This is a genomic window from Streptomyces laurentii (assembly GCF_040635425.1).
Lineage (GTDB): Bacteria > Actinomycetota > Actinomycetes > Streptomycetales > Streptomycetaceae > Streptomyces > Streptomyces laurentii.
In genome coordinates this window covers 1-22,087 of record NZ_JBEYHT010000068.1, presented here as the reverse complement: position 1 = coordinate 22,087, position 22,087 = coordinate 1, and the positions used below count along the sequence as shown (strand labels likewise).

Here is a 22,087-nt window from a genome sequence, read left to right as displayed (position 1 = left end):
CCTTTACCCTCGCCGTCCGCGTGCCATAGCCTCGGCGACGCGCACGCCACGCGCACGCGACGCGGAACAGCGGAACACCCGCACACTGCACCACACGAAGGCGGTCGTCGATGTCCGGCACGGAATCCTCCGACTACACCCAGCGGCTGGCCCGGCTGGAGAACGCGGGGATCAAACGCCTCCTGCCCACCCAGGCCCCCTACCGCTGGAACCTCAGGCGGCTCCGCCTCGGGCGCGTGCTGGACGTCGGCTGCGGCATCGGCCGCAACCTGCTCAACTGCGGCCCCGACAGCGTCGGCGTCGACCACAACGCCACCTCCGTCGCCACCTGCCGCGCACGGGGCCTCACCGCCTACACGCCCGACGAGCTGGCGACGGCCCCGGACTGCGGCCCCGGCGCCTTCGACAGCCTGCTCTGCGCGCACGTCCTGGAACACATGGACGAGACGCTCGGCAACACGATCCTGGAGCAGTACCTCCCGCTGGTGAAGCCGGGCGGCTCGGTCGTCCTGATCTGCCCCCAGGAGGCGGGTTACCGGACCGACACCACCCACGTCCGCTTCGTCGACTTCGCCGGCCTGCGCGCGCACGCCGAGAAGGCGGGCCTGGACGTCGCGCGCACCTACTCGTTCCCGTTCCCGCGCGCGGTCGGAAAGGTCTTCCCGTACAACGAGTTCAATCTCGTGGCGAGGAAGCCGAGGAGCTGACCGGCCCCTCCCGGGGCGGAGCCCAGTCGGGCACGTGGGCGGCCGCGGCGCGTTCCCAGGCGGCCACGCCCTCGGCGAGAGCGCGCGGGCCCGTTGCTCGCCTTCGCACTTCTGCTTCTCCGGGGCACGGCCGACGGCCTCCAGCGGTTTTATCCAATACCGACCGGGCCGAGGTGGCGCACTCTGCTGTCAGAGAGAGCTTTGCCGGGCCCGGGAGGTTCGGCAGGACCGTTGAGACGGAGTGCCGTTGATGAAGACCACCAAGAGGATCGTGGCGGTGGGTGCCGCTGCCCTGCTGGCCGTAGGCGTTGCGGCGGGCAGCGCGAGCGCGGACCAGTACGCCCCCTACATCGGCTACGGCTACAGCAACACCCACGATGGTGTGCAGTGTGTCCAGCACGCCATCAACAACTCCCCCACGCCGTACCACGACCTCGCCGAGGACGGGGTTTTCGGCCCCGACACCTACAACGGCATCATCGCCTTCCAGAAGTGGTGGAACGCGGCTGTCGCCGCCCCGCCGCTCCAGGTGGACGGCGTCGTCGGAAAGAGCACCGGCGGGCCCATGCAGGACTGGGCCGCCGACTGGGGGAACAAGTGCACCAAGGCCCTCCCGAGCTACCCGGCTCCCTGATCCTGGTACGGAATCGGGCAGAGCAGGACCGGAGTCCCGGGCGCCGTCAGGTGCCCGGGACTCCGGTCATCTCTCGGACCCTACGGGACCCGCGCCGTCCACTCCGGGGTGGCGAACTTCGATCCGGCCAGCTCGCGGGCGAGGGCCAGCTCCTCGTCGGTGACGTGGCCCTCCGCGAGGCCGTAGCGCGACCGGAAGGAGGCGATCATCCGCTCGATGACGGCCTCGCGCGGCAGACCGGTCTGGCGGCGCAGCGGGTCGACCCGCTTCTTGGCGCTCTTGGTGCCCTTGTCGGACAGCTTCTCGCGGCCGATGCGCAGCACTTCGGTCATCTTGTCGGCGTCGATGTCGTACGCCATCGTCACGTGGTGCAGCACCGCGCCCTCGCCCGCGACCATGCGCTTCTGCGCGGCGCCCGCGATCTTCCCGGCGTCCGTGGCGATGTCGTTCAGCGGCTGGTACCAGGCCTTGACGCCCATGTCGCCGAGGGCGCCGAGCACCCAGTCGTCGAGGTAGGCGTAGCTGTCGGTGAACGACAGGCCCTGCACCAGGGCGTCGGGGACGGAGAGGGAGTACGTGATGGTGTTGCCCGGCTCGATGAACATCGCGCCGCCGCCGCTGATCCGGCGCACCACCTCGATGCCGTGCCGCTCGGCGGCCTCCGGGTCCACCTCGTTGCGCAGCGACTGGAAGCTGCCGATGACCACGGCGGGGGAGGCCCACTCCCAGACCCGCAGCGTCGGCGGGCGGCGGCCGGCCGCGACCTCGGCGGTGATCACCTCGTCGAGGGCCATGTGCAGGGCCGGGGACTGCGGCGCCGCGTGGATCAGCTGCCAGTCGTAGTCGCTCCACTCGGTGGCGTGCGCGAGCGCCCGGCGCACCGCGACCGCGACGCCCTCCGTCGTCAGACCGTACATCTGCGTGCCCGGCGGCAGCGCCTGGTCGATCCGGGCGGCCAGACCGGCGGCGTCGGTGTCGGACGGGGCGCCTTCGAGCGCTCCGTCGATGGCCTCGATCGCCTCGTCCGGCTCCAGGAAGAAGTCGCCCGCGACCCGGACCCGGCGCAGCGCGCCGTCCTCCACGTCGAGATCGACGACGACCAGCTTGCCGCCGGGGACCTTGTACTCGCCGTGCACCGGACCTGCCTCCCAGCCCGTCGGGGGTGAATGCCGCCAGCGTACTCCGGCGACGGTGTGTGCCCGGCGGGCCGGGCCTATCTCCTCACCCGGCTGCGGACGGCCAGGGCGGCCAGTCCGAGCAGGGCGGGTTCGACGATCCGGGAGGCCATCTCCACGTATGTCCCGATGGGGCTCAGCTGCTGTCCGGAGGAGCGGAATACCACGGAGTTGACGACCACCCGCACCGACTTCTCGAACCGTTTGGCCGTCACGCGGCCGCGGTACGGCCCGCGCGGACCGGCCGGATCCGGGGTGTCGGTGACGAGGGTGATGCTGTCGCCGCTCACCTTTCCCGTACTCCGGGCCTTGGGATCGTCCTGCGGCAGACCCCACAGCATGATCGCCAGAACGGTGGCGGTCACGGCCAGGAGCAGCCATCCGAGGGCGCGCGTGGCCCGCAGGCCGTATCCGGACGTCGCCCAGTACAGGCGGAGGAGGGCACGTTCACCCCGGGACGACTCGGGGTCGTGGCGGCGCATCTCCATCTCGCCGTAGTAGAAGTCGGCCGCCCCCGGCTCGTTCCTGCCGTCCTCCAGGGCCTTGCGCAGCTGCCGGTACACCGGTGCCAGCACGGTGGGCTGGGGGATGCTCGCGCCCGCCGGAGCGGGCGTCCAGCCGGACGCGGCGTACCGCGTGGCCCGCCAGTGGTGTTCCTCGATCAGGGTGCGGCGACGGGTCCAGCGCCATCCTTCCGGAGGCGGGGGAAGAGGGCAGCGCCCCTCCAGTCCGAGCTGGTCGAGATGGACGGCCCCGATGAAGTGGCAGTGTGTCAGGTCGATCTCGTTCAGGGCGAGTTGGGCTGCGTCGACACCCCGGAGGGAGGTGAGGCGTACGCCGGGATCGGTGGGGTCCTGCCCGGTGCTCTCCTCGCCGTCGTCCGGGACGACGGGGCGGGGCCGGCCGGTGACGCTGACCGGGAAGTCCAGGACGGCGTCCGTCAGGTCGACCTCGGCATGACTGAGGCGCAGCGTCGCGGTCGTGCTCCACCGGGTCCGCCGGCAGCGGATGTTCCGTGCCGCGGCCTCGATGGTCACCGCGGACCGGAAGACCGCGCCGGAGAGGTCCAGGGTCCCGGCGAACGCCAGCGGGCCCAGCATGGCGGTCTTCTCGAAGGCCGCCTTCCGGAAGGCGAGGGTGCCGTGGATCTCGGCCCCGTCGAATCCCGCGTCGCCGGTGATCTCCGCCCCGGAGAATCCGGCGCCCTGACGGAAGTACGCGCCGTGGAACGAGGCGTCCCCGCCCATCGTGGCGGAGTCGAAGCGCGCGTCCCGGTCGAACCACGCCCCGTCGAACCACGCCGTGTGAGCGAGGGATGCCTTCGTGAACCGGGCGTCCTGGCGGAACGCCGCGCCGTTGAACCAGGCCGCCCCGCCGATCCGCGCCCCGGTGAACAGGGCGATCCCCAGGAACTCCGTCCCGCTGAACGTCGCGTCGCCGCCGACGCCCAGGTCCTGGAAGACCGCGTTCCCACCGATGCTCTCGACCGCGAAGCGGAGCGCGCCGGCGATCTCGGCCGTGTGGAACCAGGCCGCGCCGAGGATCTCCGCGCCGTCGAACCAGGCGTCGTGCGCGACCTTCGCCTCCCCGAACCTGAGGTCTCCCTCGAACCGGGTCCCGACGCAGGAGACGCCGCCCCCGAACCGGGCCCCGCCGAAGGAGGCGACCCCGGTGACATGCGCGTCGTCGATACGGGCGTCACCGCTGAACTCCGCCTCGTCCAGCAGGACATGACCCAGCCGGGGCCGTCCCGTCGACAGGTCGCGGACCGCGGACAGCAGGTCGTCCAGCAGTCGCGGGGTGAAGGGGGTGCCGCGGTGGTCGAGGTCGCTGCCGGGGGCCAACCCCGCCAGGTACGCGGCTCGTTCGGCCGTGCCGAGGTGTGCCAGGCAGGCCGCGTGGGGTTCGACGCGGCGGCCGCGGCAGAGCCCTCCGTCGGCGTACTCGCAGTGCGGCCAGTCGGGGGCTTCGGGCGTGAGGGTGCCGGAGGGCGAGGTGATGGCGAACTCCTGTGCCGGCGAAGGGACATGGATGGTGTCGGTCGTGAGGTGTCCGGAACGCCGGGACTCACTCGGTGTACAGCGTGATCATCGCCTTGTCCGTGTGCCGTGGATCCTCGGCGAAGGCCTCCACCAGCCAGCGCCCCGGCCCCCCTTCCACCCGCGCGCGCAGGAGTCCCGGCGCGTCACGGACCAGGAGGACCGGCTGCTCGGCCCCGCGGGGAAACCGCCGCATGACGGCTCGCACGTTCCGGTCCCGCAGGTCGGTTCCCAGGACGGCGACCTCGAACGGTTTGCCAGCGACGGCTTCCGCGGGAGCGTGCAGGGTGATCTGGGTGTCACCGGCGAGCATGGCGTTCACCGGGAGGCCCTTCCGGATGGCGGAGACCTTGTCGCCGAGGGCCGCGGAGCTCGCCAGGTCGGCGTGCCGGTGATCCGTCCAGAGCATGTCCTCCAGGTCCTCGGGACCCCAGCCGGCGAGGGCCGACTCCCGTGGCACCGTCCCGTCTCCGGGACCCAGATCGTAGGCCGGGCTCGACAGGTCGACGTCCTGCCCGTCGGCGGTGAGCGCGACGGTGCGCACCGTGGGGTGGGCGGTGCTCCCCAGGCCGTACACCCGGTAAGGCGGCCGGCCGTCGGGGTCGGTGCGCCGATGCGCCTCGCGCGCGCTTCGGATCGCGTGGTGGAAGGACAGGGCGTCGTCGACGAGGGCCGTGGGCAGGCCGGGCACGGGATACCTGTCGTCGGCGATGGTGCGCGGACGCGACTTGCCCGTGACGCGGACCGCGTCGTACACCGGCAGGAGTTGGGCCACGGACGGCAGGCCGAGGGCGAAGGTGCGCAGGATGTCGTTGAGCCCGCGCGCGGCGCTCCCCGCGGCCGAACCGTCCCCGGCGCCATGGCCGGTCAGCAGCCGCAGGGCCTGGGCCATGCCGTCGTTCGGCGAGCCCAGGGTGACCAGGGTGCGCGCGGTGTCCCGGCCGCCGAGGCATTCGAGGTAGTAGCGGCCGACGAGGCCGCCCGTCGAATGGCACACGAGCACGACCCTCGGCTCGTCCGGGCGGTCCGGATAGCGCCGGTCGACCTGCTCGGTCCACCGGGCGAGTTCCCGCGAGATCCGGCGCCCGAGCTCCTCGGCGACGAGCCGGTGGGACAGCCGCCAGTCGTACGGGAAGGGGACGTACTGCCCGTCGACCGGATCGCCGAGCGCCGCGCGCAGGTCCGGGTAGCCCGCGCAGGACAGCAGTCCCGGCATCGAGTCGGGCGACGTCAGCAACTCGTCCGCCACCAGCCGGAAGCGGTCCTCGGGCGCCTCGTCGCCCAGGCCCGGGGGGAGGGCCAGGGGTGCCAGCGACGCGGCCGAGGGCCGGGACCGGAGCAGGGCGTCGCCGCACTCGCTCCACACGTCCCGGCCGTGCCTGGTCAGCCGGCTGCCGAGGAATCCTGGTACGAAGACCACGAGGTCGTGCTCCACTCACACACCCTTCTTCGTCGCACGGCCGCTCATGCCGTGTTCTCTGTCCGCTGATGCTGATTCGATTTAGGGGGCCGGGGCCGGGGGCGGGGCCTGGGACACGTTCACGCCGGACCCGGCTCCCGGGGCCCGAAGAACGCGTGCGGCAGCCGTACGAGATCGCACCGGTCGTTCCCTTGCAGCGCCACCACCAGGCCCTCCGGATCCCGGGCGGCGTCCATGGTGTGCACGGTGTAGCCACGCCACGGGACACCCTGCCCGTGCAGCCACGCCTTGGCCCGGACGTCCCACACGCGCAGGGCCGCCCGTTCGCCGGAGACCAGCAGCAGAGGGTGCTCCGGAGGACCCGCGAACCGCAGCGAGGTCACCGCCCCGGGACCGTGGTCGAGCCGTACGGGCTCCTTGGTGAACCGGGACGAACAGTCCTTCAGATGAATGCCGTTGTCCGACCAGGCCAGCAGGGGAATGGACAGCTCGTCCTCGGCGTCGTACAGCTCGCCCAGCGTGAGATGGGAGGGGAACACCCCCGGGACGCGGTGCGCCGACGTCAGGCCCTGCGCGCCGTGCTTCCAGAGGCCCAGCTCGTCACCGAGATCGGCGGCGAGCCAGTGCGTCCCGTCGCGCATGGCCCGGGCGTCCAGTCCGCAGCAGCGCAGCCCGGCGGGCACGGGCCGTCCTTCGTGCCAGTCGAACCCGGAGCCGGACGCGCCGGTCCGCAGCTCGCCGTGGGTGACGCGATGCCGGTCCGGTACGTGGATCCGCAAGGCCGTCGTCGCGTGGTCGACGGCGAGGCCGATGGACGTGACCGGTTCCCCCGCGTCCCCGCCGAGCACGAGGTCGTGGAGGGACTCGACCGAGAGGTCCTCGGCGAGGCGCCACACGCGGACGGTGCGCTCGGCGGCCGCGACCACGGCCCAGGCGCCCGGCAGGCGGACCGCGGCCACGGCGGTCACCAGCTTCAGATGGGTGAGGACCGTGGCGGGGAGATCGGCCGGAGCACCACGACCGGGCCGGGACACCCTGATCTCGTCGTTCCAGGTACGGCACAGCAGCGGCGGCCCGTCCGGCGCCTCGGCCAGGGCGACCGCCGGTCGCTGGTTGCTGGGCCGGCGCCGCCGTCCGTACCTGGCGGCGAGCGCCGGGGCCACGTCGAGCATGCGGATGTCGGGGCCGTCCGCCACGGCGAGCAGTCCCTGGCCGCCCGGATCGAAGGCCATGGCCTTGCGGGGAGCCGTCAGCTGGAACTCCGCCTCGCCCGACGGATCCTCGACGTCCCAGATACGCACGCCGACCTCCTCGTACCCGGCCAGGAGCACGGTGTCGCCGTGGCGTCCGAAGGCGAGTGCTCCGGCCGTGGAACGGAGTTCGCGGACGAGCCGCACGGTGGGCGGCGCGGAGGGGGCGGCCGGGTCGGTCGCACAGTGCCAGACGCGCACCCTGCTCCCGTCGGCGACGGCGATCCAGCCGTCCACCCGCTCCGGGTGCGGCGTCCGGTCGTCCACCGGGCCGGTCATCGCCGCGGCGGCGAGCGCCGGGTCGTCCAGGCCGCAGAGGACCACCTTCTTCGTGAGCCGGCGGCCGGACCGGTCCGTGAGCCGGTCGACCTCGACGAGGACGGCGGCCCGCTCCCCGGCGACCAGGGCGAACAGGCGGGGCCCCAGGGCGAGCGCCGCGAGCCGCCGTACGTCCATCGTGGCGATCTCCGTCAGATGCGCGCCGTCCCGGCCCATGTCCTGCTTCCAGGACCACACCCAGACCCGCCGTCCGTCGGCGGCCAGCACGACGGTCTCCGAGGGACTCTCGGCCGCGGCGAGACCGCCGACCGTGCCACCCCAGCGGTAGACGTGGTCGGGCAGGCGGGAGCCGGAGTGCCAGAAGTAGAGGGCCCGGTCGTCGCGGGCGATGGTGGTCCAGTGCGGGCCCGCGCCCACCTCCCGTACCTCGGTGAGGGCGTTCCCGCGTTCGTCGGCGGCTTCCCGGGTCCGGCGGGTCAGCAGCCGGGTGCCCGAGTCGGGGTGGAGAACCAGGATCTCGCCGCGCCCGCCGGCGGTCAGCGTGTCCCCGAGCATCAGTTCCGCCGCGCCCGTGCTCGCGCGCCAGCTCAGCGTCCGGGCCCCGCCCAGCGGGGCCGCGCGACGCCACTCCAGCGGGTCCGGCGGCATGTCGGTCCAGTACTCCTGCCAGGGCAGGAAGCCGTCGATCCCCGCTGACGTCCGGTAGGTGGCGTCCCGGTGGCTGACGAACGCCGTCGCGCTCAACAGGGTTTTGCGAGACAGCAGTTCGTCGTGGGGGGACGTGGCGGACAAGGCGCGGAAGGCTCCGCCGATCCGTCCGTAGAGCGCCGCCCCGTCACAGTCGCGGGCGAGCGTGGCGGCCAGCGGCACCATCACATGGGGGTTGGTTCGCAGCAGGAAGGCCACGTCCTTGAAGAGTTCTCGCAGTTCCTCCGGCCCGACCTCGGCGGCATGCGCCCCCAGATAGTCGAACGTGTAGTCGTCCGCGCCGCTCCAGCCGGGACCGGGCAGGGCGCGAAGCGCCCTCACCACCGTGCGATGGGCGTCCTGCGCGCTCGACGCGGCCTGGGCGAGGAAGTACGCGCCGTAGCTGGGGTGGGCCAGGCGAAGCGTGGTCTTTCCGTCGCGGCCGGTGGCCTGCGAGGCGACGATGCCGCCGTCGGCCCGTCGGCACACGTGTGCCAGATCGCCGCGGGTGAGCGCGGGACTGCCCGGATCGCGCAGCGCGTTGGCGAGCGCGAGCCAGGTCCGTCCGGGCTTCAGACCGAGCCCCTGGGCCACGGCCAGCGGGCGCAGGACCTCGTGCGCGCGCCTCGCCCGCCGCTCCGAGGTGAGATGGCCCATCTCCTCGGCCAGTCGCGTGCGCAGGTCCATCCCGCCGTGCCGCATCCACGGCTCGAGTTCCTTCTCGGTGACGGCGCGGCCGCGGCGGGCGAGCTCCGTGGCGGCGAGGCGAGCCACCAGGAACGAGCCGTGGCTGTGGGAGGCGACGAGCCGGGAGGTCCACTCGCGCTCGCTCCTCCTCTCGTCTCCTCGGTAGGGGGAACGCGCCGTGTCGAGTACGGACGCGGCCATGGCGGCGATGCCGCTCCGGGCCTCCTCGTCGTCCTCGAGGACCACCGGACCCACGCTCTGGTCCAGGGTGTCGAGGAGCGACTCCTCCTCCGTGCTCGCGGTGGCCCGCCGTCGGGGCTGGGCCCTCGTCCCCACGACCACGCGGACCCCCCAGAGCCCGGACAGCGGGTTCAGCAGATGGCGTGCGATGTCGTGGGCCTGCTCGGGCAGGGCCTCGTCGAGGGCGTCGAAGAGCAGATTGAGGGAGAAGTTCGCGGTGGAGACGAGGGTGTCGACCGCGGCGCGGAACTCCTCGGGGGTGACCGGCCGTTCGGGCAGCGGCCCCACTCCCTCGAGAGCGGTCAGCACGTCCCAGAGCAGCTCCATGAGCGAGTGGATCGACTGCCCTCGGCAGCTCAGGGCGGCGTGCACGGTGCCGGCCCGGGGCAGCGTCGAGGGGTCGAGGTCGGGACCGAGCGCCTCCCGCTGGCCCGGCAGCGACGTCAGGGCCAGCCGGCCGAGCAGCGCGGTCTTGCCCATGCCCGCGAGGCCCGTCACGGCGAGCAGCCCTCTCGGGTGGGTGTCCATCCAGCGCACCACCCGGGCCAGGGCGCCGTTCCGGCCGGCGAAATGAAGGTCGAGATGGCCGCCGGTCTCCAGACCGAACTGTTCGGCCTCGACCCACGGCTTGCGCCGCTTCAGTTCCGCCGGTGTGTACAGGCGGCGCCCGCTGTCCTGGAAATAAGGGTTGTCGAGGAAGTTGTTGGGCAGGGACCGCACTTCCGTGTAGCCGGGGCGCTGTCCCGCCTCGTCGAGTCCGGCGGCCGCGGCCTCCGCGTCCACGGCGTCCCGCAGATACGGCAGGGGAAGGTAGAGGGCCGACGGTTCGAAGGGGCGGGCGTGATCGGGGGCCACGAAACCGGGCTTGGCCAGAGCCTCGTCGAGCCACTTGACCCAGCGCCCCTCGGGGACCTCCGCGTCCGTCCCCGAGGTCCCGATGACGGCGAAGCCCGCCCGGCGGCTCTGCCGGGCGCCGGCCACGCTCGTGCGGTCCTGGGCCAAGGCCCGGCGCAGGGCCGCGGGCAGGTCGTGGGAGAAGCACGCGTCGACGATCAGAAGGGTGTCGGTCTCGTGGTCGGGGCGCAGGAGGCGGTCCACGAGATCCGTCAGGGCGAGGGCCCGCTCCGGCGCGAAGCGGCCGTCCTCCCAGGAGTCCGCGCAGGCGAGGAAGTAGCCCTGGTCCTGCCGGTGGAGTCCGTGTCCCGTCCAGTAGAGGATCTTCCGCTCCGCGTCGTGGGCCAGGAAGTCCTCGATGGCGTCGCCCAGTTGGCGGCGCGTGGCCCCGGCCTCGTCGAGGCGGACGGACCTCCCGAAGCCCAGCGCGTCTCGCGCGATGTCGGTGAACCGGCCGCGTACGCCGGCCACGTTCCTCAGCCGGATCTGCTGCCGCCTGTCCTCGTCGGGGTGGCGGTAATCGGACACGGCGACGGTGCCCACGAGAGAGGCGGCCCGCCGCCTGGACCTGATCAAAGTCAGATGCTCGCCCACATCGCTCCATATCATGTCCTCGTCCGATGTCCGTAGCTCTACCAGGCCCGAAGATCCGTGTACAAGGTCCTGGAAAGGAAGTTGACGATGCCTCGAGACCGATTCACCGTCGTCGGACGGGAGACGGCCTGCCACATCTACGAGGGTGACGGGGTCCGTTCCATCCTGGAAGACGAAGTCCGTGTCAAGTACCGTCCCACGCGGGTGCAGTTCCCGGAGGAGATCGGCGGCTGGCGGCACGCCATCGAGGAGGAGCAGCAGCGGAACGAGGCGCTCGGGCTGCCGCATCGCTGGAACAACGACCGCTTCGCCGTCGAACGGGTGGTCGTGACCCGCACGCATCTCGACGAGCAGCCGGTGGTCACCGTCTCCCTCCAGGACGCCGACTACTACGACTTCCTCACCACGTCCCTCAACCTCCAGCGCCGGCAGAAGAACGGTCTGACGCTGCGCCAGCAGTATCTGGAGGGTGAGGATCCCGCCCACGCGCCCGCGTGGATGAACTGCAGCTTCGGCGTCAACGTGGCGGTGGAGACGGGCAAGGACGGGTGCATGCTGTTCTCGCGGCGCAGCGCCCATGTGGCCGGGCCCAACAGCTCGCGGTGGAACTCCTCGGCCAACGAGGGCCTGGCCCGTCAGCACGATCTCACGGAGGACGGCCGCACGGTCAGCCTGTACGCGGTGGCCCGCCGCGCCCTGTACGAGGAGCTCGCCGTCCATGACACCGACCGGGTGGAACTCGAACTCCTGGGCTTCGGCCTTGACTTGGAGAACCACCAGTGGGCCGGATTCTTCCGCGCCGTGCTGCCCGACCTGGACGAGCGGACACTGCGGCTGCGCTGGACCCGCGGGGTGACCGACAAGTGGGAGCACGACCGCTTCGAGTTCGTGCCCGCCGACCCGGAATCCGTACTCGGCTTCCTCGCCGACGAGCCGCCGGAGCGCTGGACCCCCTGCGCGCCCGCCCTCTTCTACCTCGCCCTGGTGCGCGGCGCGGTCCAGCGCGCGGACGAGAATCCGGCGGCGCGCTTCGACGTCGAGACCGCCGAGCAGCGGGTGATGGAGGCCCGCGGGCTGTGAGCCGGTGCCGGGCGCGGGCCCGTGGACTGTGAGCCGATGCACCGGCGCCGGCCGGCCGCCCCGGCCCTCTGGCCGGGACGCATGACCACCGGCGGGCGCCCGTCGCGCCCGCTCCCCGCGCGGGGCGGCCTGTGTCCTTCGGAGCCGGTCACGAAGGCCGCGGACCGGCCGCGGCCGGTCTCAGGAACCGCAGCGGGTTCCCGGCCCATATCCCGTGCCCGGGTACGGAGTCGAGGACCAGGGACCCCATGCCGAGCACGGCCCGCGGGCCCACCCGGACGTACTCCCGGATCTTGGCGCCGGCCCCCACGTACGCACCCTCCTCCACCACGGACCCGCGGCCGAGGAACACCTGGGCCCCGATGGTGGCGTAGTCGCGCAGCGACACGTCGGCCGCCATCATCGTCTGGGGCCGCACGATCACGTGGTCGCCGATGACGGCTCCCGGCAGGACGCACACCATCGGCATGATCACCGCGCCGTGGCCGATCACGCAGCCGGGATCGACGACCGCGCTGCGGTGGACGAGGGTGGCGTAGCGGTGCGCCGGCAGACCCAGCCGCTCGACGATCCGCCGACGCGCGCCGTGGTGGTCCACATGACAGACCGAGACGACCACCTGCGCGGAGGGGTGCCGCGCGACGGTCTCCAGGCCGCCGAGGACCGGCCATCCGTCGACCGAGGAGCCGCGCAGAGCCGGGTCGTCGTCGACGAAGCCCCGCACGCGCCACTTCCGGTGTCCGGCCTCGTCCTCGTCCCGCGCCCCCAGCGAGGCGATCGCGCGGCCCATCCCGCCGGCCCCGACGATCAGCAGGTCGACCGGGCGCCGGTCGCCGGGGCCGGTCCGCCTCATCTCCGTGAAACCGTGCGGCACATGTGCTCCTCGTCGCTGCGTGCGGTCGCCTCGCCGTACGGTCCACGTCGGTACACGCGGTACGGCACGCGGACGGTACGGCACACGTCTCCTCGCGGCGATCCGGTTTCCGGCCCTCTTTTCGAGACGGGCGGTGCGCGGGGCGGCGCACCGGGAGTCCGGCGGGGCCGGGGCGGGGCCCGGTCACGTACGGTGTCCGGCCTATCCTGGGGGCAGGGATCGCCGGCCGACACGAGGAGTCCGAAGGTGACGTCGATGTTCGATGCCGTGGTCGTGGGGGCGGGGCCGAACGGGCTGACCGCCGCCGTCGAACTCGCCCGCCGGGGCTTCTCCGTGGCCGTTTTCGAGGCGAAGTCCACCGTGGGCGGCGGCGCCCGCACCGAGGAGCTGACGCTGCCCGGCTTCCGGCACGACCCCTGTTCCGCCGTGCACCCGCTGGGCATCGGCTCGCCCGTGTTCGGCACGATGCCGCTGGACCGGTACGGCCTGGAGTGGCTGCACCCCGAGCTGCCGATGGCCCACCCCTGGGACGACGGCACCGCGGCCGTCCTCGCCCGCTCCGTCTCCGAGACCGCCGCCTCCTTCGGGCCGCGCGACGCCGGCGCGTACCGGCGGCTCGTCACCCCGTACGTCCATCGCTTCGACAGCCTCGTCCGCGACTTCATGCAGCTGCCGTCCACCGCGCTGCCCCGCGATCCCGTCACCCTCGCCCGCTTCGGGATCGACGGACTGCCGCCGTCCACCTGGCTGACGCGCCGTTTCCGCGACCCGAAGGCGCCCGCCCTGCTCGCCGGGCTCGTCGGCCACGTCATCGCTCCGCTCGACGGCTTCGCCACCAGTGCCGTCGGGCTGGTCTTCGCGGCCGCCGCGCACGCGGTGGGCTGGCCGCTGCCCCGGGGCGGCTCCCAGTCGATCTCCGACGCCCTCGCCGCGTACCTGAAGGACCTCGGCGGTGCCGTGCACACCGACTTCGAGGTCAAGCGGCTCGACGACCTGCCGCCCGCGCGCGCGTACGTCTTCGACACCTCGCCCACCGCGCTCGCCCGGATCGCCGGGCTCGGCGCGTCCTACGACGGGTACCGGTACGGGGCCGCCGCGTTCAAGATCGACTACGCGCTGTCCGGGCCCGTGCCGTGGACCGCCGAGGCCGCCCGCCGGGCCGGCACCGTGCAGGTCGGCCCGACGGCGGGGGAGATCGGCACCGCCCTGCGCCAGGCCTCCTCCGGCACGGCCCCCGACACTCCGTTCCTCATCACCGCCCAGCCCAGCCTCGTCGACCCCGGCCGCGCCCCCGACGGCAAGCACGTCTTCTGGGCGTACGGACACGTCCCGCACGGCTGGCGCGGCGACCTCACCGACGCCATCGAGCGGCAGATCGAGCGCTTCGCGCCCGGGTTCCGCGACCTGATCCTGGCCCGCGCCACCGCTGGTCCGCCCGAACTGGCCGAGCGCAACGCCAACTACATCGGCGGCGACATCGCCTGCGGCGCGGCCCGCGGGCTCCAGCTGCTGCTGCGCCCCAAGCTGTCGCTGTTCCCCTACAGCACCCCGCACCCGGCGGTCTTCCTCTGTTCCTCCGCGACCCCGCCCGGCCCCGGCGTGCACGGTATGTCGGGTCACAACGCGGCCAAGGCGGTGTGGCGACGGCTGCGCACACCCGGAGCGGCCGCGGCGGCCTGAGCCACCCGACCGCTCCGAGCCCTCGGAGCGGGCAGGGTGACCGGCGCGCAAAACGCGGTGCGCGCCGGCGGATCCCGCGCGACGATGAGGACATGAGCGCACAGCCTGCCGATGCGTCCGCCCCCACGGATGCCCCCACCCTCGTCCTCGTCCGTGGCGACATCACCGACCAGGACGCCGACGTCCTCGTCAACGCTGCCAACTCCTCCCTCCTCGGCGGCGGGGGAGTGGACGGCGCGATACACCGGCGCGGCGGGAAGGCCATCCTGGACGACTGCCGCAGGCTCCGGGCGGGCCACTACGGACGCGGCCTGCCCACCGGTCAGGCCGTCGCGACCACCGCCGGAGACCTCGCCGCCCGCTGGGTCGTCCACACCGTCGGCCCCGTGTACAGCCGTACCGAGGACCGTTCCGCGCTCCTCGCCTCCTGCTACCGCGAATCCCTGCGCGTCGCCGACGAGTTGGGCGCCGGGTCGGTCGCGTTCCCGGCGATCTCGACCGGCGTCTACGGCTGGCCGATGGACGACGGCGCCCGGATCGCCGTCGAGACCGTTCGCGCGGCCCGTCCCGCTTCGGTCCGGGAGGTGCGCTTCGTCCTCTTCGACGCCCCCGCGTACGCCGCTTTCGAGGTCGCGCTGGGGTGAGGCCGCGGGTGGGGACGCGGGCGCGGGCCCGGGCGGGCACGGCCATGTCGTTTTTCCGCCAGCCCGCCCGCCCCCGATCGCCGATCCTGGAGGCATGCACACCGACACCGAGCGCTGCGTGCGGGCCGTCCAGTCGAAGGACGCCCGCTTCGACGGCGTCTTCTTCACCGCCGTCCGCACCACTCGGATCTACTGCCGCCCCAGCTGCCCCGTCGTCCCGCCCAAGCCCGAGAACATGGAGTTCCACCCCACCGCCGCGTCCTGCCAGCGCGCCGGATTCCGCGCCTGCAAGCGCTGCCGGCCCGACACCAGCCCGGGGTCCCCGCAGTGGGACGCCCGGGCCGACAGCGTCGCCCGCGCCATGCGGCTCATCCAGGACGGCGTCGTCGACCGCGAGGGCGTCCCCGGGCTCGCGGCCCGGCTCGGCTACTCGACCCGCCAGATCGAACGCCAGCTCCTCGCCGAACTCGGCGCCGGCCCGCTCGCCCTCGCCCGCGCCCAGCGCGCCCAGACCGCGCGCGTCCTCATCGAGACCACCCCGCTCCCCATGGCCGAGATCGCCTTCGCGGCCGGTTTCGCCTCCATCCGCGCCTTCAACGACACCGTCCGCGAGGTCTTCGCCCTCACCCCCGGCGACCTGCGCGCCCGCGCCGCCCGCAGCCGCCCGGCCGCGCCGCCCGCGACCCCCGGGACGATCACCCTCCGGCTGCCGTTCCGCGCCCCCCTGAACCCCTCGAACCTCATCGGCCACCTCGCCGCCACCGCCGTCCCCGGCGTCGAGGAGTGGCGCGACGGCGCCTACCGCAGAACCTTGAGCCTCCCGTACGGGCACGGCATCGTCGCCCTCGCCCCGCGCCCCGACCACATCCTGTGCCGGCTGTCGCTCACCGACCCGCGCGATCTCACCCGTGCCATCAACCGCTGCCGCCGCCTGCTCGACCTCGACGCCGACCCCGTCGCCGTCGACGAGCGGCTGCGCGCCGACCCGCTCTTCGCGCCCCTCGTGGACGCGGGCCCCGGACGGCGGGTGCCGCGCACCGTGGACGCCGCCGAGTTCGCCGTACGAGCCGTGCTCGGCCAGCAGGTGTCGACAGCCGCGGCCCGTACCCACGCCGCCCGCCTGGTCACCGCGCACGGCACCCCCGTCGACGACCCCGAGGGCGGCCTCACCCACCTCTTCCCGGACCCCGCCGCGCTCGCCGGCCTCGACCCCGAGACCCTCGCGCTGCCCCGCAGCCGCCGCACCACCCTGCTCACCCTCGTCACCGCCCTCGCCGACGGCAGCCTCGCCCTCGGCCCCGGGACCGACACGGAAGAGGCCCGCGCCCGGCTCGCCGCCCTGCCCGGCTTCGGGCCCTGGACCACCGAGATCATCGCCATGCGGGCGCTCGGCGACCCCGACGCCTTCCTCCCCGGCGACCTCGGCGTCCGCCGCGCCGCCGCCGGGCTGGGCCTGCCCGCCACCCCCGCCGCGCTCACCGCCCGCGCCGCCCGGTGGCGGCCCTGGCGCGCGTACGCCGTCCAGTACCTGTGGGCCACCGACGACCACCCGATCAACCACCTCCCCGCGTAAGGAACCACCGCCATGCCGCCCACCGTCCGGCACACGGTCATCGACAGCCCGTACGACCCGCTGACCCTGGTCGCGGTCGACGGCGTCCTCAGCCGCCTCCACATGACCGACCAGCGCCACCGCCCGCCCGAGGAGACCTTCGGCGCCCCCGACCCGCGCCCCTTCACCGAGGCCGTCCGCCAGCTCGACGCGTACTTCGCGGGCGAACTCAACGAGTTCGACCTGCCGCTGCACCTCGTCGGCACCCCGTTCCAGCTGCGCGTCTGGGCGGAGCTCCGGCGCATCCCGTACGGGGAGACCCGGACGTACGGCGAACTGGCCGAGGACCTCGGCAACCCCGCCGCCTCCCGGGCCGTCGGCCTCGCCAACGGCAAGAATCCGGTCGGCATCATCGTCCCCTGCCACCGTGTGATCGGCGCGAGCGGCAGCCTGACGGGGTACGGCGGCGGGCTCGACCGCAAGCGCCGGCTGCTCGCCTTCGAGACGGGCACCCCGGCCGACGGCGACACACTGTTCTAGCGTCCACCGCCCGCGCGAACCGGCCGCGGCGCGCCCGTTGCTCCGATCGGCGGATCTTCGGCGGGCGCGCGTGGAAGGGCGCCCCCGCCGGGGAAGCCGCGCCCCTACGGTCGCGCCGTGAACACGGCGCTGACGGTCCTCGCGGCCGGTCTGAAGATCGACTGGGCGAAGATGCCCACGTACAACACCATCATGTCGCTGTGCGCCGGAGCGGGTCTGCTGCTCGTCGTGGCCCTCGGCTGGATGCTGCTGACGGACCGGCCCGTGGTGCCCGACGCCTGGGCGATGGGCTTCGGCACCCTGGGCCTGATCCTTTTCGCGACCGGTCTGCACATGACGCTGACCTGGCCGCTGGCCGGGCAGGGCTTCCCCTTCGACAACGTCATCTTCGGGGAACCCGCGCTCGGCTTCGGCGTCCTGCTGCTCTTCGCCTCGTTCTTCCTCTGGAAGCGCGGCGGGGTCGTCAGCTCGGGAGCGGACCGCGGCCGCTCCGTCTCGGCCCTGGCCGCGCCCGTCTCGCTGCTGGTCTTCGGCCTCGGACTCGCCTGCTTCGCCATCGCCGCGGCGGGCTGGCACTACACCCTCTTCGCCGCGCCGCCCGAGGAGCCCATCTCGGGCGAGTTCGCCGACTACCCGATGCTGGAAGCCGGCTTCATGTCGTCCCTGTACGTGCTCACCGGCATCGGCGCGGTGCTCTTCCCCTTCGTGTTGCGCACCCGGGGCGGGGCGATGGCCTGGGTGGCCGGCGTGTGCTGGACGATCGCGGGGCTGGCGTTCCTGCTGTTCGGGGCGCTCAACTACTTCACGCACATCGGACTCATCGTCAACACGATGTGAATCGCGGCCGTATACCCCGTACGGCCACCGGCCACCGGCCACGGGCCACCCGGTACGGCCGCCGGTCCCGCCGGCCGGTGTCGTCGCGCGCCGCGCCTTCGCTAGCGGAGCCGGTCGAGCAGCGCCGGCAGGGCGGTGCCGATCGGCTCGCGCACGATCTCGTCCGCGAGCGGGTCGTACGGGGTCGGCTCGGCGTTCACGATGATCAGCCGGGCCCCAGCCTCGGCCGCGAGGCCCGCGAGTGAGGCGGCCGGCTGCACCTGGAGACTGCTGCCGACGGCGAGGAACACCTCGGCCGCCTTCGCGACCGCCATGGCCCGCGCCAGCACCTCAGGGTCGAGATGCTCCCCGAACATGACCGTCGCCGACTTCAGGATCCCGCCGCACTCCCGGCACGGCGGATCCGCCTCCCCGGCCTTCACCCGCTCCAGCGCCTCGGCCATCGACGACCGGGCCTGGCACGCCGTGCACACCACCGACCTCGCCGAGCCGTGCAGTTCGAACACCTTGCGCGCGGGCACTCCGGCGGCCTGGTGCAGCCCGTCCACGTTCTGCGTGATCACCCGCAGCGCGTTCCCGGTCTTCTCGTACGCGGCGATGGCGAGGTGCGCCGTGTTCGGCCGCGCCCTCAGCACCGGCCCGTCCAGCCGCATCCGCCACGAGCGGCGGCGGATCTCCGGGTCGGACATGTAGGGGCCGTACGTGACGAGCCGCTCGGCCTCCGGGTCGCGCCGCCACAGACCGTCGGGTCCCCGGTAGTCCGGAATCCCCGAATCGGTGGATATCCCGGCGCCCGTCAGAATCGCAACCATGGTCATATGCCAAGCCTAGGTAGACCCGGACACCACCCGCGAATGGATTAAGGCCGGCATATTCGGGTCGGGTCGGACCGGGAGCACCTTGTTCAGCGGGCCGGCCGCCCGTCCTCCAGCTCCACCGGACCGCGACCCGCCGCCAGAGCGTCGAGAGCGGCGTGGACGCGTACGCACAGGGCGTCGGGGAGATAGGCGGCGAGATCCGCCCGCTCGACCAGCTTCCAGGAGTCCAGCTCCTCCTCCTGGAGCCGGATCGCGGCGAACCGCTCGTCCGCGAGCACCCCGCCGTCGTACACGTACGCCACCAGCGGCGGGCGCGCCGCCCCGTGCACCCAGTCCACCACGAGTAGCGGACCCGGCTCCGCGTCGAGACCGATCTCCTCGGCCGTCTCGCGCCGCGCGGCCTGGCGCGGCGTCTCTCCGGTGTCGGCCTCGACGGTGCCGCCCGGCAGGGTCCAGCCCGCCCGGTAGTTCGGCTCGACGATCAGCACCCGGCCGCTCGCGTCGCGGAAGACCGTGGCCGCGGCGGCCAAGACCCGGGGCAGGCTCGCGATGTACGCGACGTATGCGGCGGAAGGGCCCAAGGGAGGAGTGGGACCGGGGGCGGGACCGGAGGGAACACCGGGAGTCGTCATCCCGTCAGCGTAGCCAGCCGCACCGTCCGGTCCGCCAGCTCACTGATCCGTACGCGGTCGAAGCCGGTCACCGCGCTGCGCACCCGGTCGCGCAGCGGCTCCGACCACTGCGGCGGGATCGCCGCGGCCCCGCACAGGACACCCGCGACCGAACCGGCCGTCGCGCCGTTGGAGTCGGTGTCCAGGCCGCCGCGCACGGTCAGCGCCAGCGTGCGGCTGAAATCCCCCTCCCCGTACAGCAGCCCCGCGGTCAGGACCGCCGCGTTCGGCACCACATGGATCCAGCCGAGCCCGCCGGTCTGCCCCGCCAGCTCCGTCAGCGTCTCGGCCCACTCCACGCCCGCCTCGTGCAGGGCCATCGTGTGCCGCACCGTCCGGGCGAGCCGGGCGCTCGCCGGGATCCGCTCCAGGGCGGTCGCCAGCGCCGTGCGGGTGTCGGGCGCCGTGAACGCGGCCGCCACCAGCGCCGCCGCCCACATCGCCCCGTACACGCCGTTGCCGGTGTGGGAGAGGACCGCGTCGCGGCGGGCCAGCGCGGCGGCCCGGCGCGGATCGCCCGGCGAGGTCCAGCCGTACACGTCCGCCCTGATCAGCGCGCCGATCCACTCCTGGTACGGATTGTCGTACGTGGCGGTCAGCGGCGGCTTCAGGCCGTTCGTCAGGTTGCGGTACGCGACCCGCTCCGCCGTGTACGTCCGGAGATACGGCAGCCGTAGCAGCCACTGCTCGCCGACCTGCTCCGTGGTGAAAGAGAACCCCCGCGTCTCCAGCAGATGCAGCCCCAGGATCGAGTAGTCGATGTCGTCGTCCCGGCAACTGCCGTTGATCCGGCCGCGGACGCACTGCGGCCACTCCGGCCGCAGCTCGAACCCGTCGGCGCCGGCCGCCGGCGGCGCGGGCAGATAGTCCGTGAGCGGCAGGGCGCCGGTCAGCCGCAGATAGGCGTCGATCCGCTCGGGCGTCCAGTGCTCGCCGCACTCCACCGGTTTGCCGAGCATGTTCCCGGCGATCCGCCCCGTCCAGCCGCCGAGGATCCGGTCGGCGAGTTCGCTGTGCTTGAGCAGGCCCATGGCATTGGTCTACCGAATGCGGGGCCGCGCCGCGCGCCGACGCACCGCCCGCCGCCCCGTGAGCAGGGGGTGGCAGGGCGTCACCCCCGCCCGATAGGGTCGGCGACGGCGCGACTGCCTGTTCGAAAGCAAGGGATGCAAGGTGACGGACGGAGCAGTAACCAAGGCCGCGCGCGTGCTCGTCGCGGCGGACAAGTTCAAGGGCTCGCTCACGGCCGTGCAGGTCGCCGAGCGGGTCACCGCGGGTCTCCGGCGGGTCGTCCCGGGACTCGACATCGAAACCCTGCCCGTCGCCGACGGCGGCGACGGCACGGTGGCGGCGGCCGTCGCGGCCGGGTTCGAGCGGCGCGAGATCCGTGTGACCGGGCCGCTCGGCGAACCCGTCACCGCGGCGTTCGCACTGCGCGGCACCACCGCGGTGGTCGAGATGGCGGAGGCGTCCGGCCTCCAGCTGCTGCCGCCCGGCGTGTTCGCCCCCCTCACCGCCACCACGTACGGCTCCGGGGAACTGCTGCGCGCGGCCCTCGACGCCGGAGCCACCGACATCGTCTTCGGGGTCGGCGGCAGCGCCACCACCGACGGCGGCGCCGGGATGCTCGCCGCGCTCGGCGCGGACTTCCGCGACGCGGACGGCGAGCCGGTCGGCCCCGGCGGCGGCGCGCTCGCGCGGCTCACGTCCGCGGACCTCTCCGGCATCGACCCACGCCTCTCCGGCGTCGACCTCGTCCTCGCGAGCGACGTCGACAACCCGCTGACCGGTCCCAAGGGCTGCGCGGCGGTCTACGGGCCGCAGAAGGGCGCCGGCCCCGACGACGTCGCCGCACTCGACGCCGCCCTCGCGCACTACGCGCGCGTACTCGAAGACGCGATCGGCCCGAAGGCCGCCGGTCTTGCCGCCGCCCCCGGCGCGGGTGGCGCGGGCGGCATCGGCTACGGCGCGCTGCTGCTCGGCGCGCGCTTCCGCCCCGGCATCGAGCTGATGCTCGACGTCCTCGGCTTCGCCCCCGCGCTCGCCCGCGCGACCCTCGTCATCACCGGCGAGGGCTCCCTCGACGCGCAGACCCTCCACGGCAAGGCGCCTGCGGGCGTTGCCGCGGCGGCCCGAGCAGCCGGCAAGGACGTCGTCGCGGTGTGCGGACGGCTCGCTCTCGCGCCCGAGGCGCTGGGGGCGGCGGGGATCCGGCGGGCGTATCCGCTGACGGACCTGGAGCCGGACCCGGCGAAGTCGATCCCGAACGCGGGGCCGCTGCTGGAGCGCGTGGCCGCGCGGGTGGCGCGGGACTTCCTGGTGTAGGACGCGGGGGCGGGCGGGACGGTGCGCTGGTGCCGCGGGCGGGGGTCGTGTTCCGTACCACGTGAGGTACGGCGCGGAGCTGGTGGGCCGAGACCCCCGGCCCCCGGCCCCCGTCCCCCCCCCGCTCCCGTCCCTACCCGCGCCCGCGGGTAGGGGCCCCCACCTCAGGGGGCGAAGGCTCGGAGGGTCGTGTCGACAAGTGAGTCGGCGTACGCGGCGGTCAGCGGAGCGCTGCGGTGCAGCCACCTCTGGAAGAGGGGCGCGTAGAGCACGTCGAGGACCAGTCGAGGTCGGCGCCAGGGTCGAGCTGGCCGGCCCGCTGGGCGCTGCGCAGGCGTGCTTTCTTGGCCTCTTCCAGCGGTCGGGCCAGCTCCCGATGCGCTACGAGGAGCGCGCCGACGCCGTTGACGTATACCGCTTCTGGCAGGAGCGCAACGGCGGCGAGCGCCGCGTCGCCGGC

Annotated in this window: 18 protein-coding genes and 1 pseudogene; 9 read left to right on the top strand and 10 right to left on the bottom strand. The window is 73.5% G+C overall.

From position 1 onward, the window contains the following. Window positions 1-110 precede the first annotated feature (110 nt). Both ABZ693_RS30460 and ABZ693_RS30455 read left to right on the top strand, forming a co-directional pair. On the top strand, window positions 111-707 hold the full coding sequence (locus ABZ693_RS30460) for a class I SAM-dependent methyltransferase (protein ID WP_359883908.1): 597 nt from the start codon (window positions 111-113) through the stop codon (window positions 705-707). 250 nt (window positions 708-957) lie between these two features. After that, window positions 958-1,341 carry a peptidoglycan-binding domain-containing protein gene (locus tag ABZ693_RS30455; RefSeq protein ID WP_359883906.1) on the top strand — a complete coding sequence of 128 codons (384 nt, stop codon included), beginning with the start codon at window positions 958-960 and terminating at the stop codon, window positions 1,339-1,341. 80 nt (window positions 1,342-1,421) lie between these two features. On the opposite strand, the gene lplAB is transcribed toward ABZ693_RS30455, so the two are convergent. The 4 genes from lplAB to ABZ693_RS30435 form a co-directional block, all read right to left on the bottom strand. Then, entirely contained in the window at window positions 1,422-2,477 is a 1,056-nt protein-coding gene (gene lplAB / locus ABZ693_RS30450) for a lipoate-protein ligase LplAB (RefSeq protein WP_359883904.1), read from the bottom strand. Window positions 2,478-2,554: 77 nt separating this feature from the next. Further along, window positions 2,555-4,360, bottom strand: coding sequence for a pentapeptide repeat-containing protein (locus ABZ693_RS30445; RefSeq protein ID WP_359883901.1), 1,806 nt, complete (start codon window positions 4,358-4,360; stop codon window positions 2,555-2,557). A gap of 223 nt (window positions 4,361-4,583) precedes the next feature. Beyond that, a complete protein-coding gene (locus ABZ693_RS30440) occupies window positions 4,584-5,990 on the bottom strand; it encodes an esterase/lipase family protein (RefSeq protein WP_359883899.1) in 1,407 nt (468 codons plus the stop codon). Between the two features lie 104 nt (window positions 5,991-6,094). Continuing rightward, on the bottom strand, window positions 6,095-10,540 hold the full coding sequence (locus ABZ693_RS30435; protein WP_359883897.1) for a peptidase C14 caspase catalytic subunit p20: 4,446 nt from the start codon (window positions 10,538-10,540) through the stop codon (window positions 6,095-6,097). A gap of 153 nt (window positions 10,541-10,693) precedes the next feature. On the opposite strand from ABZ693_RS30435, the gene ABZ693_RS30430 reads away from it, so the two are divergent. Beyond that, window positions 10,694-11,686, top strand: a complete 993-nt coding sequence (locus ABZ693_RS30430; protein ID WP_359883894.1) for a translation initiation factor 2 — start codon at window positions 10,694-10,696, stop codon at window positions 11,684-11,686. A 148-nt stretch (window positions 11,687-11,834) separates the two neighbouring features. Here the strand turns inward: ABZ693_RS30430 and ABZ693_RS30425 are convergent, their stop codons facing one another. After that, a complete protein-coding gene (locus tag ABZ693_RS30425; RefSeq protein ID WP_359883892.1) occupies window positions 11,835-12,560 on the bottom strand; it encodes an acetyltransferase in 726 nt (241 codons plus the stop codon). Between the two features lie 246 nt (window positions 12,561-12,806). Between ABZ693_RS30425 and ABZ693_RS30420 the strand changes: the two genes are divergently transcribed. The 5 genes from ABZ693_RS30420 (at window position 12,807) to ABZ693_RS30400 (ending at window position 17,813) form a co-directional block, all read left to right on the top strand. Beyond that, entirely contained in the window at window positions 12,807-14,240 is a 1,434-nt protein-coding gene (locus tag ABZ693_RS30420; protein WP_359883889.1) for a phytoene desaturase family protein, read from the top strand. Window positions 14,241-14,332: 92 nt separating this feature from the next. Further along, the gene (locus ABZ693_RS30415; RefSeq protein WP_359883887.1) at window positions 14,333-14,884 is read left to right on the top strand and encodes an O-acetyl-ADP-ribose deacetylase; all 552 of its coding nucleotides are present in this window, start codon (window positions 14,333-14,335) and stop codon (window positions 14,882-14,884) included. Between the two features lie 94 nt (window positions 14,885-14,978). After that, entirely contained in the window at window positions 14,979-16,457 is a 1,479-nt protein-coding gene (locus ABZ693_RS30410; protein WP_359883885.1) for an AlkA N-terminal domain-containing protein, read from the top strand. Between the two features lie 12 nt (window positions 16,458-16,469). Then, the gene (locus tag ABZ693_RS30405; RefSeq protein WP_359883882.1) at window positions 16,470-16,976 is read left to right on the top strand and encodes a methylated-DNA--[protein]-cysteine S-methyltransferase; all 507 of its coding nucleotides are present in this window, start codon (window positions 16,470-16,472) and stop codon (window positions 16,974-16,976) included. Between the two features lie 171 nt (window positions 16,977-17,147). Further along, a complete protein-coding gene (locus ABZ693_RS30400) occupies window positions 17,148-17,813 on the top strand; it encodes a DUF981 family protein (RefSeq protein ID WP_359883939.1) in 666 nt (221 codons plus the stop codon). Between the two features lie 101 nt (window positions 17,814-17,914). Here the strand turns inward: ABZ693_RS30400 and ABZ693_RS30395 are convergent, their stop codons facing one another. From ABZ693_RS30395 to ABZ693_RS30385, 3 genes are all read right to left on the bottom strand, one after another. After that, window positions 17,915-18,631 (bottom strand): SIR2 family NAD-dependent protein deacylase, encoded by a 717-nt coding sequence (locus tag ABZ693_RS30395; protein WP_359883880.1) that lies wholly within the window; start codon window positions 18,629-18,631, stop codon window positions 17,915-17,917. An 86-nt stretch (window positions 18,632-18,717) separates the two neighbouring features. Beyond that, the gene (locus ABZ693_RS30390) at window positions 18,718-19,212 is read right to left on the bottom strand and encodes an NUDIX domain-containing protein (RefSeq protein WP_359883877.1); all 495 of its coding nucleotides are present in this window, start codon (window positions 19,210-19,212) and stop codon (window positions 18,718-18,720) included. A 47-nt stretch (window positions 19,213-19,259) separates the two neighbouring features. After that, complete coding sequence (locus tag ABZ693_RS30385) at window positions 19,260-20,333, bottom strand: ADP-ribosylglycohydrolase family protein (protein WP_359883874.1); 1,074 nt, start codon at window positions 20,331-20,333, stop codon at window positions 19,260-19,262. Window positions 20,334-20,475: 142 nt separating this feature from the next. On the opposite strand from ABZ693_RS30385, the gene ABZ693_RS30380 reads away from it, so the two are divergent. After that, window positions 20,476-21,627 carry a glycerate kinase gene (locus ABZ693_RS30380; RefSeq protein ID WP_359883872.1) on the top strand — a complete coding sequence of 384 codons (1,152 nt, stop codon included), beginning with the start codon at window positions 20,476-20,478 and terminating at the stop codon, window positions 21,625-21,627. Between the two features lie 164 nt (window positions 21,628-21,791). Here ABZ693_RS30380 and ABZ693_RS30375 read toward each other — a convergent pair whose 3' ends face one another. Beyond that, window positions 21,792-21,899 carry a TetR family transcriptional regulator C-terminal domain-containing protein gene (locus ABZ693_RS30375; RefSeq protein ID WP_359883869.1) on the bottom strand — a complete coding sequence of 36 codons (108 nt, stop codon included), beginning with the start codon at window positions 21,897-21,899 and terminating at the stop codon, window positions 21,792-21,794. Further along, a pseudogene (locus ABZ693_RS30370) lies at window positions 21,848-22,087 on the bottom strand (hypothetical protein); the annotation flags it as partial. The pseudogene ABZ693_RS30370 and the gene ABZ693_RS30375, both read right to left, overlap by 52 nt.

Bases quoted from the DNA above. Each gene is read 5' to 3' on its own strand.
- ABZ693_RS30460 (WP_359883908.1), top strand. From the start codon at position 111: ATGTCCGGCACGGAATCCTCCGACTACACCCAGCGGCTGGCCCGGCTG.
- ABZ693_RS30455 (WP_359883906.1), top strand. From the start codon at position 958: ATGAAGACCACCAAGAGGATCGTGGCGGTGGGTGCCGCTGCCCTGCTG.
- ABZ693_RS30430 (WP_359883894.1), top strand. From the start codon at position 10,694: ATGCCTCGAGACCGATTCACCGTCGTCGGACGGGAGACGGCCTGCCAC.
- ABZ693_RS30415 (WP_359883887.1), top strand. From the start codon at position 14,333: ATGAGCGCACAGCCTGCCGATGCGTCCGCCCCCACGGATGCCCCCACC.
- ABZ693_RS30410 (WP_359883885.1), top strand. From the start codon at position 14,979: ATGCACACCGACACCGAGCGCTGCGTGCGGGCCGTCCAGTCGAAGGAC.
- ABZ693_RS30405 (WP_359883882.1), top strand. From the start codon at position 16,470: ATGCCGCCCACCGTCCGGCACACGGTCATCGACAGCCCGTACGACCCG.
- ABZ693_RS30400 (WP_359883939.1), top strand. From the start codon at position 17,148: ATGCCCACGTACAACACCATCATGTCGCTGTGCGCCGGAGCGGGTCTG.
- ABZ693_RS30395 (WP_359883880.1), bottom strand. From the start codon at position 18,631: ATGACCATGGTTGCGATTCTGACGGGCGCCGGGATATCCACCGATTCG.
- ABZ693_RS30385 (WP_359883874.1), bottom strand. From the start codon at position 20,333: ATGGGCCTGCTCAAGCACAGCGAACTCGCCGACCGGATCCTCGGCGGC.